General features: G+C 67.5%; 16 protein-coding genes and 2 pseudogenes. 15 read left to right on the top strand and 3 right to left on the bottom strand.

The window, feature by feature from the left end; translation table 11 throughout:
• Positions 1-33 precede the first annotated feature (33 nt).
• From ACZ50N_RS00565 to ACZ50N_RS00580, 4 genes are all read left to right on the top strand, one after another.
• Complete coding sequence (locus ACZ50N_RS00565) at positions 34-903, top strand: ABC transporter permease (RefSeq protein ID WP_464474326.1); 870 nt, start codon at positions 34-36, stop codon at positions 901-903.
• The gene (locus tag ACZ50N_RS00570) at positions 900-1,937 is read left to right on the top strand and encodes a taurine ABC transporter substrate-binding protein (protein ID WP_133412756.1); all 1,038 of its coding nucleotides are present in this window, start codon (positions 900-902) and stop codon (positions 1,935-1,937) included. Before ACZ50N_RS00565 ends, ACZ50N_RS00570 begins: the two co-directional genes overlap by 4 nt.
• On the top strand, positions 1,894-2,697 hold the full coding sequence (locus tag ACZ50N_RS00575; RefSeq protein ID WP_073683049.1) for an ABC transporter ATP-binding protein: 804 nt from the start codon (positions 1,894-1,896) through the stop codon (positions 2,695-2,697). The genes ACZ50N_RS00570 and ACZ50N_RS00575 overlap by 44 nt, the downstream gene beginning before the upstream one ends.
• A gap of 114 nt (positions 2,698-2,811) precedes the next feature.
• Positions 2,812-3,165, top strand: coding sequence for a hypothetical protein (locus ACZ50N_RS00580; protein ID WP_073683061.1), 354 nt, complete (start codon positions 2,812-2,814; stop codon positions 3,163-3,165).
• Here the strand turns inward: ACZ50N_RS00580 and ACZ50N_RS00585 are convergent.
• Positions 3,162-3,278, bottom strand: a pseudogene (locus tag ACZ50N_RS00585) (CAP domain-containing protein); the annotation flags it as partial. The gene ACZ50N_RS00580 and the pseudogene ACZ50N_RS00585 sit on opposite strands and share 4 nt — an antisense overlap.
• Before the next feature lie 131 nt (positions 3,279-3,409).
• On the opposite strand from ACZ50N_RS00585, the gene ACZ50N_RS00590 reads away from it, so the two are divergent.
• Complete coding sequence (locus tag ACZ50N_RS00590; RefSeq protein WP_073683050.1) at positions 3,410-4,081, top strand: TetR/AcrR family transcriptional regulator; 672 nt, start codon at positions 3,410-3,412, stop codon at positions 4,079-4,081.
• 52 nt (positions 4,082-4,133) lie between these two features.
• Here the strand turns inward: ACZ50N_RS00590 and ACZ50N_RS00595 are convergent.
• Positions 4,134-4,331 (bottom strand): annotated as a pseudogene (locus ACZ50N_RS00595) (hypothetical protein); the annotation flags it as partial.
• Between the two features lie 71 nt (positions 4,332-4,402).
• Between ACZ50N_RS00595 and ACZ50N_RS00600 the strand changes: the two are divergent.
• The 3 genes from ACZ50N_RS00600 (at position 4,403) to ACZ50N_RS00610 (ending at position 6,584) form a co-directional block, all read left to right on the top strand.
• Entirely contained in the window at positions 4,403-5,158 is a 756-nt protein-coding gene (locus ACZ50N_RS00600) for a DUF72 domain-containing protein (protein WP_073683052.1), read from the top strand.
• Positions 5,159-5,324: 166 nt separating this feature from the next.
• Complete coding sequence (locus ACZ50N_RS00605) at positions 5,325-6,116, top strand: mechanosensitive ion channel family protein (RefSeq protein ID WP_464474327.1); 792 nt, start codon at positions 5,325-5,327, stop codon at positions 6,114-6,116.
• A gap of 30 nt (positions 6,117-6,146) precedes the next feature.
• Entirely contained in the window at positions 6,147-6,584 is a 438-nt protein-coding gene (locus tag ACZ50N_RS00610) for an SRPBCC family protein (protein ID WP_073683054.1), read from the top strand.
• Here ACZ50N_RS00610 and ACZ50N_RS00615 read toward each other — a convergent pair.
• Positions 6,581-7,288, bottom strand: a complete 708-nt coding sequence (locus ACZ50N_RS00615) for a GntR family transcriptional regulator (RefSeq protein WP_133412761.1) — start codon at positions 7,286-7,288, stop codon at positions 6,581-6,583. The two genes, ACZ50N_RS00610 and ACZ50N_RS00615, sit on opposite strands and share 4 nt — an antisense overlap.
• Positions 7,289-7,441: 153 nt before the next feature.
• On the opposite strand from ACZ50N_RS00615, the gene fadD5 reads away from it, so the two are divergent.
• From fadD5 to ACZ50N_RS00650, 7 genes are all read left to right on the top strand, one after another.
• Complete coding sequence (gene fadD5, locus ACZ50N_RS00620) at positions 7,442-9,094, top strand: fatty-acid--CoA ligase FadD5 (RefSeq protein ID WP_464475740.1); 1,653 nt, start codon at positions 7,442-7,444, stop codon at positions 9,092-9,094.
• 218 nt (positions 9,095-9,312) lie between these two features.
• Complete coding sequence (locus ACZ50N_RS00625; RefSeq protein WP_464474328.1) at positions 9,313-10,110, top strand: MlaE family ABC transporter permease; 798 nt, start codon at positions 9,313-9,315, stop codon at positions 10,108-10,110.
• A 1-nt stretch (position 10,111) separates the two neighbouring features.
• Positions 10,112-10,981, top strand: a complete 870-nt coding sequence (locus tag ACZ50N_RS00630) for an MlaE family ABC transporter permease (RefSeq protein ID WP_046364267.1) — start codon at positions 10,112-10,114, stop codon at positions 10,979-10,981.
• A gap of 2 nt (positions 10,982-10,983) precedes the next feature.
• The gene (locus ACZ50N_RS00635) at positions 10,984-12,201 is read left to right on the top strand and encodes an MCE family protein (RefSeq protein WP_046364266.1); all 1,218 of its coding nucleotides are present in this window, start codon (positions 10,984-10,986) and stop codon (positions 12,199-12,201) included.
• Positions 12,198-13,229, top strand: a complete 1,032-nt coding sequence (locus tag ACZ50N_RS00640; RefSeq protein ID WP_046364265.1) for a virulence factor Mce family protein — start codon at positions 12,198-12,200, stop codon at positions 13,227-13,229. The genes ACZ50N_RS00635 and ACZ50N_RS00640 overlap by 4 nt, the downstream gene beginning before the upstream one ends.
• Complete coding sequence (locus ACZ50N_RS00645; RefSeq protein ID WP_464474329.1) at positions 13,226-14,809, top strand: virulence factor Mce family protein; 1,584 nt, start codon at positions 13,226-13,228, stop codon at positions 14,807-14,809. Before ACZ50N_RS00640 ends, ACZ50N_RS00645 begins: the two co-directional genes overlap by 4 nt.
• A 16-nt stretch (positions 14,810-14,825) precedes the next feature.
• On the top strand, positions 14,826-16,457 hold the full coding sequence (locus ACZ50N_RS00650; protein WP_464474330.1) for a virulence factor Mce family protein: 1,632 nt from the start codon (positions 14,826-14,828) through the stop codon (positions 16,455-16,457).
• Position 16,458 lies beyond the last annotated feature (1 nt).

A 16,458-nucleotide genomic window follows, 5' to 3' on the forward strand; every position in this document is an offset into this window, starting at 1 on the left:
CTCAGGTGCTGACGTGTCCGTCAGCATCTGCCGGTGTCTGTTTTCGTCGACATCACGCCCGAGGACGCCGCCACCGCGGCGCCCGACTCTGACGCGCGCTCGCGCGGGGGTCGGTGGCGGGGCCGGCTGACGCGTACGGCATTGCCGCTGCTGTCGGTCATCGTCTTCGGCGCGGTGTGGCAGCTCGCCGCGGCCAGTGGCATCTGGAACCAGACGTTCGTTCCGTACCCCGCCACGGTGTGGAAGGCGTTCCTCGATGTCGCCACCACGCACGACGGAACCCGTGGCTATGCAGGCTATCTGCTGTGGGAGCACCTCTACATGACGCTGCGCCGCGTGCTCGCCGGTGTCGTGATCGGCGTGGCACTCGGTGTCGTGCTCGGGCTGCTGATGGGCTCGGTGAGCTGGCTGCGCTCGGTCCTGGAGCCGTGGCTGACGTTCCTGCGCGCGCTGCCACCGCTGGCGTACTTCTTCCTGCTCATCATCTGGCTCGGCATCGACGAGGCGCCCAAGATCACGCTGCTGGCGCTGGCCGCGCTGCCGCCCGCCGCCGTGGCCACCACGGCCGCCGTCGTCGCCGCGCCCGTCGCGCTGCAGGAAGCCGCCCGAGCTCTCGGCGCGACACGGCGGCAGGTGATCCGCGACGTCGTGATCCCGTCCGCACTGCCCGAGACGTTCACCGGGATTCGGCTGGCCGTCGGGATGGCGTACTCATCGGTGGTCGCCGCCGAGTTGTTCAACGGCATCCCCGGAATCGGCGGACTGGTCAAAGACGCGAGCAACTACAACAACACCCCCGTCGTGCTGGTCGGCATTTTCGCGATCGGCTTCTCGGGTCTGGTCATCGACGGTCTTCTGCGCGCCCTCGAGCGGCGCGCGGTCCCCTGGAGAGGAAAGATATGAAGCTGAAATGGTCTCTTGCCGTGCTGATCTCGGCATTGGTCTCGGTGCTCACACTGAGCGGGTGCTCGGTCGGTAACAGCGGTCAGGATGCGTCGAAGGAGACGATCCGCATCGGCTACCAGGCGTTCCCCAGTGGGGATCTGATCGTCAAGAACAACAAGTGGCTCGAGCAGGCGCTGCCGGACTACAACATCAAATGGACGAAGTTCGACTCAGGCGCTGATGTGAACACCGCGTTCATCGCCAAGGAACTCGACTTCGGCGCGCTGGGGTCGAGCCCGGTGGCGCGTGGCCTGTCGGCTCCGCTGAACATCCCGTACAAGGTGGCGTTCGTGCTCGACGTCGCAGGTGACAACGAAGCACTGGTGGCGCGCAACGACAGCGGCGTCGACACGATCGCACAGCTCAAGGGCAAGCGCATCGGCACTCCGTTCGCGTCGACCGCGCACTACAGTCTGCTCGCTGCACTGAATGAGAACGGACTGTCCCCCAGCGACGTTGCACTCGTCGACCTGCAGCCGCAGGCCATCCTTGCGGCGTGGGAGCGCGGCGACATCGACGCGGCCTACACCTGGCTGCCGACGCTGGACCAGTTGCGCAAGACCGGCAAGGATCTGATCACCAGCCGGCAGCTGGCCAAGAGCGGAAAGCCCACGCTCGATCTGGGCGCGGTCTCCGACGATTTCGCCGCGCGTCATCCCGACGTCGTCGACGTCTGGCGCCAGCAGCAAGCCCGCGCACTGACAGTGATCCACCAGGATCCGACCGCCGCCGCCACAGCCATCGCCGCCGAGATCGGCTTGAGTCCCGAGGACGTCGCCGGGCAGCTGAAGCAGGGCGTGTACCTGACTCCTGATGAGGTCGCATCAGCGGAATGGCTTGGCGCAGAGGGCAAACCGGGCAACATCGCGGCGAACCTGCAGAGCGCCTCGCAATTCCTGGCCGAGCAGAAGCAGATTCCGGAGGCGGCGCCGTTGCAGACGTTCTCCGATGCCGTGTACACGAAGGGCCTGCCGAGTGTCCTCGCGCAGTGATGTGATTGCGCTGCATTCGGTCTCACACCGATACGGCAGCGGATCGAACGCGGTGACCGCCGTCGGGCCGGTGGATCTGACCGTCGAGCCAGGCTCTTTCGTGGTGCTCGTCGGTGCGTCCGGTTGTGGCAAATCCACGCTGCTGCGTCTGCTCGCCGGATTCGAGTCACCGACGCAGGGTTCGGTTCAGATCGGCGGTGCGGCACCGACTCCCGGGGTCAGTGCAGGCGTCGTGTTCCAACAGCCGCGGTTGTTCCCGTGGCGGACCGTGGGCGGCAACGTGGAGCTGGCGCTCACCTACGCGAAGGTGCCGCGCGAGCGACGGGCCGAGAGGCGTGACGAGCTGCTCGACCGGGTGGGGCTGTCCGGTTTGGCCACACGCCGCATCTGGGAGATCAGTGGCGGACAGCAGCAGCGCGTCGCGATCGCCAGGGCGCTCGCGGCCGAGACGCCGCTGTTCCTGCTCGACGAGCCGTTCGCCGCGTTGGATGCACTGACCCGGGAACGGCTGCAGGAGGATGTGCGGGCGGTGAGCGCCGAATCCGGGCGCACCACGGTCTTCGTCACGCACAGCGCCGACGAGGCGGCGTTCCTGGGGTCGCGGATCATCGTGCTCAGCCGCCGACCGGGGACGGTCGCGCTCGACATTCCCGTCGACCTGCCGCGCTCGGGGGTCGATCCCGACGAGTTACGGCGATCGCCGGAGTACGGCCGGTTGCGGGCCGAGGTCGGCCGCGCGGTCAAGGCCGCCGCGGCCTGATCGTCCGTCTGGTCTTGGCATCGGGTCGGGTCTCGAAACGGCACCGAAACCGCATCGACTGCGACCGGACCGGTGCGCCCGCTGGGCTGTGAGCCGCACGATATCGGCGTGAGCATGGTGGTCGAGCGAGGTCTGGCGAGGTGCCCGCGGTGCGTGTCGATGGCCGACTACGTCTTCATCGAAACCGCACCGCACGGAATGCGATACGAGGTGCGCTGCCGCAAATGCGGTGAGCGCTACCTCGAGGACATGTGGCCCGCCCCCGGGGCCGAACTCGTGCATGTCGAACGTCCACTGCTGTGGCCGCCGGACCTCGAGCCGGTGCCGCCGCGGGACTGGGCCGCCGAGATCCGCGGCCATGCGTCGGCTCTGGTGGAGTGGAGCCGTGCCGAGATCGACGAAATGGTGCGGCGCACTCGCACAATTGCGCCCAAACGTCGGTTTGGGCGGATGGTGGCTGCGGACTAGACCGGCGGGTAAGACGGTGGCGGGTACACCCCGCGCAGGATCCAGGCGAACCAGTTGATGCCGTACTCGAGCTCGTCGCTCGCGTCGTAATCGGGATTCGGGTCCACCGCAATACCTCCGTCGCCTGGGGCGTGCACGCTGCCGACGAGTCTAGACCGCGCGAGACCCGGGTCACAGGGCAACCAGCGAGACCGAACCAACCAGTTAGTAGAGCGCGGGCTCGTCGGCCTTCTAGAGTGACACCATGTCAGAGACCGCCGCGGCATCCGGGACGGGCAACGGGATGTCCCGCCGAGAAGAGTTGTTGGCCGTCGCGACCAGGCTGTTCGCGGCGCGGGGTTACCACGGCACGCGGATGGACGACGTCGCCGACGCGGTCGGGCTGAACAAGGCGACCGTCTACCACTACTACGCGAGCAAGGCGCTGATCCTCTACGACATCTACAAGGGGGCGGCGGACTTCACCGTCGACGCACTGCACGACGATCCATCGGCGTCGGCCCGCGAGACGATCTACCACTTCACGCGGCGCCTGCTGGTCGGGATCGCCAGCGACATCGAACGCGCCGCCGTGTACTTCCAAGAAGGCCCGTACATCACCGAGTGGTTCACCGAGGAGCAGGTGGCCTACATCCGGGAGAAAGAGACTCAGGTCTACGAGCACGTGCGCGACGTGATCGACCGTGGCATCGCCAGCGGCGAGTTCTACGACTGTGATTCCCACGTGCTCGCGCTCGGGTACATCGGCATGACCCTCGGGTCCTACCGCTGGCTGCGCCCGCACGGCCGCCGCACCGCTCAGGAGATCGCCGTCGAGTTCAGCACCGCGCTGCTGCGTGGGCTGATCCGCGACGAGGCGGTGCGCGAGACCACGCCGCTCGGCGTGGACCAGGCGCAGTCGCGCGCGGACGCCTAGCGGGGCCTGCGGAGGAACTCCGTCAGCACGTTCACCATCGCGGGGATCGCACCGCGGGTGCCGGGCTCTCCTGGGCACCACCCCGCACACGCCCGATCAGGTTGCCCGCCGGGTCCGTCCACACCTCGTCGACCAGAGGCGTGAGTTCCCGTCGGCAGATGTCCCGCACGGCGTCCTCCTGCCCGCACGGCCCGTACGCGAAGAGCAGCTCTTGCAGGAGCGGTCGGTAGTCCGACGTCGGCACTGTCACCGCGTAGCAGTTGCCGATGAGGTGCACTTCAAACGGCACTGAGCGGCCAGCGGTGGGGTATCCGCGCAGGCGTGACGATCCGCATCGGCACCTCGGGGTGGTCCTACGACCACTGGATCGGGGTGCTCTACGAACGGGGCCTGCCCGCAGCGCAGCGGCTGGCGCGCTACGCCGCCGAGTTCGACACCGTCGAACTCAACGGCAGCTTCTACCGGTGGTCACCGGACGCCTGGTTCGCCCGCTGGCGTGACCAGCTGCCACCGGGTTTCCTGATGGCGGTCAAAGCACCCCGCGGCCTGACACACGCGCGCCGGCTGCGGTCTCCCGAGATCTGGATCGAGCGGCTGCACCGCGGGTGGGGCGAACTCGGCGACCGTGCCGGCCCGTTGCTGGTGCAGTTGCCGCCGACGTTGGAGGCCGACCTGGATGCCCTCGACCGCCTCGATCACTTCCTCGCGGTGATGCCCGCCGCGATCCCCGTCGCCGTCGAATTCAGGCATCCGTCGTGGCACGAGCCGGCCGCGTTCGAGGTGCTGGAACGACACGCGGCGGCCTACGTGGTGATGAGCGGATCGGGTCTGCCGTGCGTTCTGCGCACGACGGCGTCGTTCGTCTACGTGCGGCTGCACGGACCCGACCCCGGCGCGCTGTACGGCGGCTCCTACAGCGATGACGACCTGCACTGGTGGGCCGACCGCGTGCGGGAATGGAATGCCCAGGGCCGCAACGTCTTCGTCTACTTCAACAACGATCTCGGCGGCAACGCCGTCCGCAATGCCCGCGACCTGAAGAACGAGCTGGGTTTGACAGCATCGGCTCCGGGGTAGACCACCTCGCCATGAAGGCCCCACGGATTCTCACCCGAGCACGCGCCTTCGTGCGCGCGGGTTACCCCGCAGCGGCTCCCCGGCACGGCTACGTCGCAGCGCTGGCGTTGCTTCCCCCGTCGACGAGGAGTGCCGGGCGCTGATCGACACCGTCGTCCGGTGGCTGTTGACCACCGGGGTGCACATCGCGCTGGCGCTGGTGTTCGCCGTGCTCGCCGCCCGGGCGATCCGCGCGGTCGCACGACGCATCAGCCGCCGGCTCACCGCCCGCGGGGATGGGACGCGCTCACAGAGTTCCAGCCACCGGCAGACATTGGTGTCCGTCGTCGCCTCGGTCGCCATCACCCTGCTCTATGTGGGGCTGAGTCTCGACATCGCGGCTGCGCTGGGCTTTCCGATCGGCTCCCTGGTCGCGCCCGCCGCGGTGCTCGGCGGTGCGCTCGGCTTCGGCGCGCAGCGCATCGTGGGAGATCTGCTCAGCGGTTTCTTCGTGATCACCGAAAAGCAGTACGGATTCGGCGATCTCATCGAGCTCACGATCACCGGCGGTGGCACCGCGCGCGGCACCGTCGAAGCCGTCACATTGCGGATCACCAGACTGCGCACCGGCGATGGTGAGGTCTACACGATTCCCAACGGCACGATCGTCAAAGCGCTCAACCTGTCCAAGGACTGGGCGCGCGCCGTGGTGGACATCCCCTTGCCCGCGACCGCCGACATCGTCGCCGTCAACGACGTGCTGCGCGACGTGTCGGCGCAGGCGATGGGAACCGACCGCCTCGCCCACCTGCTGCTCGACGAGCCGCAGGTGATGGGTGTCGAGAGCATCCAGGTGGACACCATCAACGTGCGGATGGTGGCACGCACGCTGCCGGGCAAGCAGTTCGAGGTCAGCCGCGAACTGCGGGCTCTCGTCGTGCCCGCGCTGCGCCGGGAGGGCATCGCCGCGCCGGCATGAGGCAGTGCGGTAACTCGCTATGCTCAGCCGATGCCGCTGGTGAGTAAGACCGTGGAGGTCGCAGCCCCCGCCGAGTCGATCATGGCGATCGTCGCCGACTTCGAGGCCTACCCGCAGTGGAACGAGGAGATCAAGGGCTGCTGGATCCTTGCCCGCTACCCCGACGGCAGGCCGAGCCAGCTGCGGCTCGACGTCGTCGTGCAGGGCCAGGCGGGCACCTTCATCACCGCGGTCTACTACCCGGGCGAGAACCAGATCTTCACGATGCTGCAGCAGGGCGATCACTTCGAGAAGCAGGAGCAGAAGTTCTCCGTCGTCGCGATGGGGCCGACCTCGCTGCTGACCGTCGACCTCGATGTCGAGACCACGCTGCCGCTGCCCAAACCGATGGTGAAGAAGGCGATCAGCGACACGCTCGACTACCTCGCCGACAATCTGAAGGCGCGGGCCGAGCAGCTCGCTGCCTAGGCCGAGGTGCCCCACCGGCCGATCCGGTCGAGATAGGCCAGCAGGCGCGCCAACCCGTCGGCGAACTGCTCCTCGGTCAGTCGCACCACGGTCGCGACGTCGCGCCGTCGCAGCGCATCGATCATGACCTCGTGGCCGGCCACCGCGTCGACGCCCCAGCGAGGATCGGCGGCGAACACGTGCGGTGGCAGGTAGCGGCTGGCGTGCAGCAGGAACCAGGAGAGCTTGATTCGCCCCGACGCGCGGTTGACGGCCCGGTGAAACGCGAACTCGGCCCGCGCGATCTCGTCGGGGTCGTCACGGTGCACGGCGCGTGCCAGCGCGGCGTTGAGCTCGACGAGCTGCTCGATCTGCGTGTCGTCGATGCGCCGGGCCGCGGTGGTCACGAGCTCCCGCGCGATCGTCGACTGAATCCAGAAGATGTCTTCGATGTCGGTCCGCGACAACGGCATCACCCGGTGGCCGCGATGCCGCTCCAGCTCGACCATGCCTTCGCCGCGCAGCGTCCGCAGCGCCTCCCGGACCGGGGTGATGCTCACGCCGAGGCGCGCAGCCGTCTCATCGAGCCGGATGAACGTGTCCGGCCGCAGCACCCCCGTCATGATCTCGGTGCGCAGCCGGCCGGCCACCTCGTCCGACATCTGCTCCCGCCGAACCCTGCTCGACAGCTGGCCCGATGACAAGGGCCCGGCCGGAGCTGACATGCGACGCCGCCCTTCCCCCGGGGTGCGACGGGTTGTCCCGGCGCCGCCTGAGCCATAGTGTGACCGAGGCAACACAATGTTTGATCAAATATCATCACCGCGCAACTCACGACTTCCCCGACTTCCCCGACTTCCAAGGACGACGGAGCGACCCTGGTGACCACCGAAGTGGAGCAGCCGTACCTGGCCCGCAGGCAGAACTGGGCCAACCAGTTGTCCCGGCATGCGCTGATGCAACCCCAGGGCACCGCGCTGCGGTTCCTCGGCGCCACCACCACCTGGGCCGATCTCGACCGCCGCGTGACCGCGCTCGCGGGGGCGCTGCATCAGCGAGGTGTCGGCGCAGGCGACCGGGTGCTGATCCTGATGCTCAACCGGCCCGAGTTCATCGAGGCGATGATCGCCGTCAACAAGCTCGGTGCGATCGCCGTTCCGGTGAATTTCCGGATGACCCCGCCGGAGATCGCGTTCCTGGTGTCGGACTGCAGCGCCGCGATCGTGGTGACCGAACCCGTCCTCGCCGGGGTGGCCACCGCGGTACGTGACCTCGACGCCACGCTGCAGACGGTCGTCGTCGCAGGCGGTGATACCGATGCAGCGGTACTCGGCTACGAGGATCTGGTCGCCGAGGCTGTCCCGTGTCCCACTGTCGACGTCCCGGACGACTCTCCGGCGCTGATCATGTACACCTCCGGGACCACCGGTCGACCCAAGGGTGCGGTGCTGACGCACAACAACCTGGCTGGTCAGGCAATGACGCACCTGTTCACCAACGGGGTGGACCTCAGCCACGACGTCGGTTTCGTCGGGGTGCCGCTGTTCCACATCGCGGGCGTGGGCAGCACGATCGTCGGACTGCTCCTCGGCCGGCCGACGGTCATCTATCCGCTGGGCGCATTCGACCCCGACCAACTGCTCGACGTGCTCGCCGCGGAGAAGGTGACCGGCATCTTCCTGGTGCCGGCCCAGTGGCAGGCGGTGTGCGCGGCGCAGCGCGCCCGCCCCCGCGACCTGGCGCTGCGGGTGCTGTCCTGGGGTGCCGCACCCGCCTCGGACACCTTGCTGCGGGAGATGGCCGAGACGTTCCCGGGCGCCGCGATCCTGGCAGCGTTCGGACAGACGGAGATGTCTCCGGTGACGTGCATGCTCTCGGGCGAGGACGCGCTGCGCAAGCTCGGTTCGGTGGGCAGGGTGATCCCCACGGTGTCGGCGCGTGTGGTCGACGACGAGATGAACGACGTTCCGGTGGGTCAGGTCGGCGAGATCGTCTACCGCGCGCCGACGCTGATGGCCGGTTACTGGAACAACCCCGAGGCCACCGCCGACGCCTTCGCCGGCGGCTGGTTCCATTCCGGAGACCTGGTCCGCCAGGACGCCGACGGCTACATCTGGGTCGTCGATCGCAAGAAGGACATGATCATCTCGGGCGGGGAGAACATCTACTGCGCCGAGGTGGAGAACGCGCTCGCCGCGCACCCGGACATCGCCGAAGCGGCCGTCATCGGCCGGCCGGATCCGAAGTGGGGCGAGGTGCCGGTAGCTGTGGTGGCCCTGCGGCCTTCGCTGACACCTCAGGAGGACACGGCGTTGTCCCTCGCTGATCTCGACGGCTTCCTGACCGAGCGGCTGGCCCGCTACAAGCACCCCCGCGCCCTCGAAATCGTCGAGGCACTACCCCGCAACCCGGCCGGCAAGGTGCTCAAAACGGAGCTGCGGGCTCGGTTCGGCTCCGGCGCGGCCGCGGCGCCCGGAGTTGACGCTGGCGAAAGTTCCACGCGGACAACGATTTCGACGGGGCAGCGGTGAGATCAGCACGAGGGGGAGCCATTGCTAACGGTTGAGTGCGCAATCGCGCCGATGCGGTACGAAGCGTCCCCGCCATCGGGTACAGTCCGGTGGTCCGTCTTACTACCGACCGGTAGGGAGACAGACCTCACATCTTTGGGGTCGGGCCGGGAAGGGAGCGTGCGACAGGTGCTGCCGGTGCGCTACATGTCCGATGGTCTCGTCGCGGAGACTTCGCGGTGACGACCGATTCCAACCTGACGGGCTACGTGCGCGATCAGGCCAGGCCCGCGTTGACCGCGGTCGGCGGATTCGTCCGCATGTGCGTGCTCGTCGGCAAGGCCACGCTGCGGCCGCCGTTCCAATGGCGCGAGTTCATCCTGCAGAGCTGGTTCCTGCTGCGCGTCGCGTTCCTGCCCACCGTCGCGGTGTCCATTCCGCTGACAGTGCTCCTCATCTTCACGCTGAACATCCTGCTCACCGAGTTCGGCGCGGCGGACATCTCCGGCGCCGGTGCCGCGCTCGGCGCGGTCACCCAGCTCGGCCCTCTGGTGACGGTGCTGGTGGTCGCCGGTGCAGGATCGACCGCGATCTGCGCCGACCTCGGCGCCCGGACCATCCGCGAGGAGATCGACGCCCTCGAGGTTCTCGGAATCGACCCCATCCACCGCCTGGTGGTGCCCCGCGTGATCGCCTCCACGTTCGTCGCGATGTTGCTCAACGGTGCGGTGATCACGATCGGCCTGGTCGGCGGCTTCATCTTCGGTGTGTATCTGCAGAACGTGTCGGCAGGTGCGTACGTGTCGACGCTGACCCTGGTCACCGGCCTGCCGGAGGTGCTCATCTCCTTGGTCAAGGCGCTGACGTTCGGCCTGATCGCCGGGCTGGTCGGTTGCTGCCGCGGGCTGACGTGCGCCGGCGGCGCCAAGGGCGTGGGAACCGCCGTGAACGAGACCCTGGTGCTCTGCGTGATCGCGCTGTTCGCGGTCAACGTCGTGCTGACCACCATCGGCGTGAAATTCGGAACGGGGAGCTGACATGTCCACCGCTGCCGTTTTGCGTTCTCGCTTTCCCCGCGGGGTCGCCACCGCCCAGAAGCTGGCCGGGGCGCCCGCCCGCGGGCTCGACTCGATGGGCCACGTCGCGTGGTTCGTCGTCACCGCGGTCGGCTCCATCGGCCACGCAGTTCGCTACTACCGCAAAGAGATGCTGCGCCTGGTCGCCGAGATCGGCATGGGTACCGGTGCGATGGCCGTCATCGGTGGCACGGTCGCCATCGTCGGCTTCGTCACGCTGTCGGGCTCGTCGCTGGTGGCCATCCAGGGCTTCGCGTCCCTGGGCAACATCGGTGTCGAGGCGTTCACCGGCTTCTTCGCGGCCCTGATCAACGTCCGGATCGCCGCACCCGTGGTCGCGGGGCAGGCGTTGGCGGCGACCGTCGGCGCCGGCGCCACCGCCGAGCTGGGAGCCATGCGGATCAGCGAGGAGATCGATGCCCTCGAGGTGATGGGCATCAAGTCCATCTCGTACCTGGTGTCCACGCGCATCGTCGCGGGATTCATCGTGATCATCCCGCTCTACGCGATGGCGATCATCATGAGCTTCCTGTCGGCCCAGGTCACCACGACACTGATCTACGGGCAGTCGACCGGTACCTACGAGCACTACTTCCGGACGTTCCTGCGGCCGGACGACGTGTTCTGGTCATTCGTGCAGGCGGTCATCATCTCGGTCATCGTGATGCTCAACCACTGCTACTACGGCTTCTATGCCAGCGGCGGCCCGGTCGGCGTGGGTGAGGCCGTCGGCCGCTCGATGCGGGCCTCGCTGATCGCGATCGTCTGTGTGGTCCTGTTCGCCTCGTTGGCGCTCTACGGCGTCGACCCGAACTTCAATCTGACGGTGTAGCGATGACAGCTCCCGTCAACAGCAAGCGCACCCCGCCCTACAAGCTGGCCGGCCTCGTGCTCGCCCTCATCACGATCGTGGTGCTGGTGCTGGTCTTCTTCCAGTTCCGCGGCGACTTCCTGCCGCGCACCCAGCTCACGATGATGGCGGCCCGCTCGGGTCTGTCCATGGACCCGGGCGCCAAGGTCACCTACAACGGCGTCGAGATCGGCCGGGTCGGCGAGGTCGAGCAGGTCACCGTCGGTGACGAGCCCCGGGCCAAGATCGTGCTCGAGGTCGACCCCAAGTACCTCGACCTCATTCCGCAGAACGTCAACGCCGACATCAGCGCCACCACGGTGTTCGGCAACAAGTACGTGTCGTTCTCGTCGCCGAAGGACCCGTCGCCTCAGCGGATCAACGGCTCCGACGTCATCGACGTCACCAAGGTGACCACCGAGTTCAACACGCTGTTCGAGACCGTGGTGTCGGTCGCCGGACAGGTCGACCCGATCAAGCTGAACCAGACTCTCACCGCGACGGCGCAGGCGCTCGACGGGCTCGGCGACCGGTTCGGCCAGTCGATCATCAACGGGAATCAGATCCTCAGCGAGATCAACCCGCAGATGCCGCAGCTGCGCCGTGACAACCAGCTTCTCGCCGATCTCGGTGAGGTGTACGCCGACGCCGCGCCCGACCTGTTCGACGGGCTGCAGAACGCGGTCACCACCGCGCGGACCCTCAACGAGCAGCAGGGCAACGTCGACCAGGCGCTGATGGCCGCGGTCGGGTTCGGCAACAACGGCGGCGAGATCTTCGAGCGTGGCGGTCCCTACCTGCAGCGCGGACTGAAGGACCTGGTGCCCACCTCCGCGCTGCTGGACGAGTACAGCCCCGCGCTGTTCTGCACCATCCGCAACTACCACGACGTCGAGCCCAAGGTCGCCGCGTCGCTGGGCGGCAACGGCTACTCGCTACGCCTGCACTCCGAGCTGCTGGGGCTCGGTTCAGGCAACGCCTACGTCTACCCCGACAATCTGCCGCGGGTGAACGCCAAGGGCGGACCCGAGGGCCGTCCGGGCTGCTGGCAGCCCATCACCCGCGATCTGTGGCCGGCGCCGTACCTGGTGATGGACACCGGAGCGTCGATCGCGCCGTACAACCACCTGGAACTGGGCCAGCCGCTGCTCACCGAGTACGTCTGGGGCCGCCAAGTCGGGGAGCACACGATCAACCCATGAAAATCACCGGAACCGCGATCAAACTGGGGGCCTTCTCCCTGGTGCTGCTGCTGTTCACCGCGATCATCATCGTGGTGTTCGGTCAGATGCGCTTCGACCGCACGACCAGCTACTCGGCGGTCTTCACCAACACCAGTGGCCTGCGTTCCGGGCAGTTCGTCCGTGCCTCGGGCGTGGAGGTCGGCAAGGTCAAGGACGTCAAGATCATCGACGGCGGCACCAAGGCCCAGGTCGACTTCGACGTGGACCGCTCGCTGGAGCTGTTCGACGAGACCACCGCATCGGTGCGCTACCTCAACCTGATCGGCGACCGTTACCTGGAGCTCAAGCGCGGCGACAGCAACACGCGGCTGCAGCCCGGCGGCACCATCCCTGTCGAGCGCACCGAGCCGGCACTCGATCTCGATGCACTGATCGGTGGCTTCCGCCCGGTGTTCCAGTCGCTCGATCCCGACAAGGTCAACACGATCGCGCAGTCGATCGTCACGGTGTTCCAGGGCCAGGGCGGCACCATCAGCGACATCTTAGACCAGACCGCGTCGCTGACCTCCGCGTTGGCCGACCGCGACCAGGCCATCGGGGAAGTGATCAACAACCTCAACACCGTGCTGGCCACCACCGTCAAGCACCAGCAGCAGTTCGACGACACGGTCAAGAACTTCGAGACCCTGATCACCGGGTTGAAGAACCGGGCCGATCCGATCGCCAAGTCGGTGGCCGACATCAGCGACGCCGCGGGCACGATCGCCGATCTGCTGGCCGACAACCGGCCGCTGCTGCAGCAGACCACCAGCAAGCTCGAGATCCTCCAGCAGCCGCTGGTCGATCAGAAGGATCAGCTCAACGACCTGCTGGTCCGGGTACCGACCGCGCTGAAGATCATCGGTCGCGCCGGTGGCATCTACGGTGACTTCTTCAACTTCTATGCCTGCGACGTGACGCTGAAGCTCAACGGGTTGCAGCCCGGCGGGCCGGTGCGCACGGTCAAGGTGTGGAGCCAGCCCTCGGGTAGGTGCACGCCACAATGAGAGTTCTCGAGGGTTCCAACCGCGTCCGCAGCGGGTTGATGGGCGTCATCCTGCTGGTCATCGTCATCGGTGTCGGGCAGAGCTTCACCAATGTGCCGATGCTGTTCGCGCAGCCGACGTACTACGCCGAGTTCTCCGACACCGGCGGCATCAACGCCGGCGACAAGGTGCGGATCGCCGGTGTCGACGTCGGACTCGTGGAGTCGACGGAGATCTCCGGCGACAAGGTCGTGATCGGCTACTCGCTCGGTGGCACCGAGATCGGCACCAAGAGCCGTGCCGCGATCCGCACCGACACCATCCTGGGCCGGCGCAACATCGAGATCGAGCCGCGCGGTGACGAGCCACTACGCGCCAACGGCACGCTTCCGCTGGGCCAGACCTCGACGCCGTACCAGATCTACGACGCGTTCTTCGACCTGAGCAACTCGGCGTCGAACTGGGACACCAAGACGGTGCGCGACTCGCTCAACGTGCTGTCGGAGACCATCGACCAGACCTATCCCCACCTGAGCGCCGCGCTGGACGGGGTGGCCCGGTTCTCCGACACCATCGGCAAGCGCGACGACCAGGTCAAGCAGTTGCTGAACAACGCCAATCGGGTCGCCGGCGTGCTCGGCAACCGCAGCGAGCAGATCAACGCGCTGTTCGTGAACGCGCAGACGCTTCTCGCGGCGGTCAACGAGCGCAACTACGCGGTCAGCCAGCTGCTGGAGCGGGTGGGCAAGTTCTCCACCCAGGTCAAGGGCTTCATCGACGACAACCCGAACCTCAACCACGTGCTCGAGCAGCTGCGCACCATCAGCGACGTGCTCAACGAGCGCAAGTTCGACCTCGTCGACGTCTTGACCACGCTGTCGAAGTTCACCGCGTCGCTCGGTGAGGCTGTCGCGTCGGGCCCCTACTTCAAGGTGATGCTGTCGAACCTGGCCCCGTACTGGATTCTCCAGCCGTACGTCGACGCCGCGTTCAAGAAGCGTGGCATCGATCCCGAGCAGTTCTGGCGCAACGCCGGCCTGCCCGCGTTCCGATTCCCCGACCCGAACGGAACCGGCTTCACCAACGGCGCGCCACCGCCCGCGCCGACGCCGCTGGAAGGCACCCCGGAGAACCCGGGACCGGCCGTCGTGCCCGGCTCGCCGTGCTCGTACACCCCGCCCGCCGACGGATTGCCCCGGCCGGGGAACCCGTTGCCGTGCGCCGGCCTGACCGTCGGTCCGTTCGGGGACAACCCGTACGGCCCGAACTACGCAGGCCAGGGCCCCAACGTCGCGACATCGGCGCCGAACCCGAACGGACCGCAGCCCACACCCGGGATGCCGGCCGCCGCAATCCCGGGTCAGCTGTCGCCGAACGTGCCCGGGGCGAGGCCGCCGCTGCCGCCGGCCCCACCCGGCGCTCGCACGGTGCCGTTGGCGCCGCAGCCGTCGCCGCCGGACTTCACGCCCGGCATCGCGCCGCTGCCGCCGGCGCTGAACGGTCCGCCGCCGCCACCCGGCCCGGGTCCGCAGCCGGCCCCGGCGGGCCAGCCGGTGTTGCCGGGCAATCCACCGTTCCTGCCGCCGGGCTCGCAAGGTTGAGGGGGTGCAGAGCTAGATGTCGACGATCTTCAATGTGCGAAACCTGAAGGTGCCAGGCGTGTCCCGAACGGCGCTGGTGATCGGCACCGTGGTGCTGATCGCCGCGATCGTGGCCGCGTTCTTCGGCTGGAAGGCCTATCAGCGGCTGACCAAGAACACGGTGACGGCCTACTTCACCCAGACCCTCGCGCTGTATCCGGGGGACAAGGTGCAGATCATGGGTGTCCAGGTCGGCAAGATCGAATCGATCGAGCCCGACGGCGACAAGATGAAGGTGACCTTCAACTACGAGAAGAAGTACAAGGTCCCCGCTAATGCCACCGCCTCGATCCTGAACCCGAGCCTGGTCGCCTCGCGCACCATCCAGCTCGCCCCGCCGTACACGGGCGGCCCGGTGCTGGAGAACGGCGCTGTTATCAACCTGGACCGCACCCAGGTGCCGGTCGAGTACGACGACCTGCGCGACTCCCTGGACAAGTTGCTCACCGATCTGGGGCCCACGCCTGCGCAGCCCAAGGGTCCGTTCGGCGACATCATCGAATCGGCCGCCGATGGTTTCGCCGGTAAGGGCGAACAACTGAACAAGACACTCAAGGGCCTGTCGGAGGCGCTGTATGCGCTCAACGAGGGTCGTGGCGACCTGTTCAGCGTGGTCAAGAGCCTGGCGTTGTTCGTCAACGCGCTCTACAAGAGCGATCAGCAGTTCGTGGCGCTCAACAACGACCTTGCGAAGTTCACCAACGCGTTCACCAACACCGACCGCGAGGTGGCCGACGCCCTGCAGGACCTCAATCAATTGCTCGCGACCACACGGGATTTCATTGGCAAGAACGGCGAGGTGCTGGCCCACGACGTCGACAACCTGGCCGACGTGACCAACGCGATCCTGCAGCCTGAGCCCCGTGACGGTCTGGAGACGGGACTGCACGTGTTACCGAACCTGGGCGCCAACGTCGTGAACATCTCGGCGCCGAACGCAGGCGGCATAATGAGCGTGCCGGTGATCAACAATTTCGCGAACCCGATGCAGTTCATCTGCAGCGCGATCCAGGCCGGTAGCCGGCTGGGTTACCAGGAGTCCTCGGAGTTGTGCGCCCAGTACCTAGGCCCGATCCTGGACGCGATCAAGTTCAACTACCTGCCGTTCGGTGCGAACCAGCTGCAGGCGGCGATGACGCTGCCCAAGCAGATCGCGTACTCCGAGCCGCGGCTGCAGCCGCCGCCGGGATACAAGGACACCACCGTGCCCGGCATCTTCTCCAGGGACACGCTGTTCTCCCACGGCAACCACGAGCCCGGCTGGGTCGTCGCGCCCGGCATGCAGGGCGTCGAGGTGCAGCCGTTCACCCAGAACATGCTGACCCCGGAATCGCTGTCCGAGCTGATGGGTGGCCCGGACATCGTGGCCCCGCCGGCTCCGCCCGCCTTCGGCGTGAACAACGGCCGGCTGCCAGGCCCGCCGAATGCGTACAACGAGAACAACCCGCTGCCCCCGCCGTGGTACCCGCAGCCGGGTCCCCCGCCGGCACCCGCACCGGGTGTCATTCCGGGCGATCCGCTGGGGGCCATCACGCCGGCGGCACCGGCGGCCGGCCCTGCGCCCGCCGCTCCGTCGGGTCCATTGCTGCCGGCTGAGACGGGAGGCTGAC

The sequence above is a fragment of the Mycolicibacterium obuense genome, from assembly GCF_055397605.1.

Excerpts from the sequence above, each read along its gene's own strand:
- ACZ50N_RS00570 (WP_133412756.1), top strand. The coding sequence starts at position 900 with ATGAAGCTGAAATGGTCTCTTGCCGTGCTGATCTCGGCATTGGTCTCG.
- ACZ50N_RS00640 (WP_046364265.1), top strand. The coding sequence starts at position 12,198 with ATGAAAATCACCGGAACCGCGATCAAACTGGGGGCCTTCTCCCTGGTG.
- ACZ50N_RS00630 (WP_046364267.1), top strand. The coding sequence starts at position 10,112 with ATGTCCACCGCTGCCGTTTTGCGTTCTCGCTTTCCCCGCGGGGTCGCC.
- ACZ50N_RS00575 (WP_073683049.1), top strand. The coding sequence starts at position 1,894 with ATGCCGTGTACACGAAGGGCCTGCCGAGTGTCCTCGCGCAGTGATGTG.
- ACZ50N_RS00650 (WP_464474330.1), top strand. The coding sequence starts at position 14,826 with ATGTCGACGATCTTCAATGTGCGAAACCTGAAGGTGCCAGGCGTGTCC.
- ACZ50N_RS00645 (WP_464474329.1), top strand. The coding sequence starts at position 13,226 with ATGAGAGTTCTCGAGGGTTCCAACCGCGTCCGCAGCGGGTTGATGGGC.
- ACZ50N_RS00610 (WP_073683054.1), top strand. The coding sequence starts at position 6,147 with ATGCCGCTGGTGAGTAAGACCGTGGAGGTCGCAGCCCCCGCCGAGTCG.
- ACZ50N_RS00635 (WP_046364266.1), top strand. The coding sequence starts at position 10,984 with ATGACAGCTCCCGTCAACAGCAAGCGCACCCCGCCCTACAAGCTGGCC.
- ACZ50N_RS00615 (WP_133412761.1), bottom strand. The coding sequence starts at position 7,288 with ATGTCAGCTCCGGCCGGGCCCTTGTCATCGGGCCAGCTGTCGAGCAGG.
- ACZ50N_RS00590 (WP_073683050.1), top strand. The coding sequence starts at position 3,410 with ATGTCAGAGACCGCCGCGGCATCCGGGACGGGCAACGGGATGTCCCGC.
- ACZ50N_RS00580 (WP_073683061.1), top strand. The coding sequence starts at position 2,812 with ATGGTGGTCGAGCGAGGTCTGGCGAGGTGCCCGCGGTGCGTGTCGATG.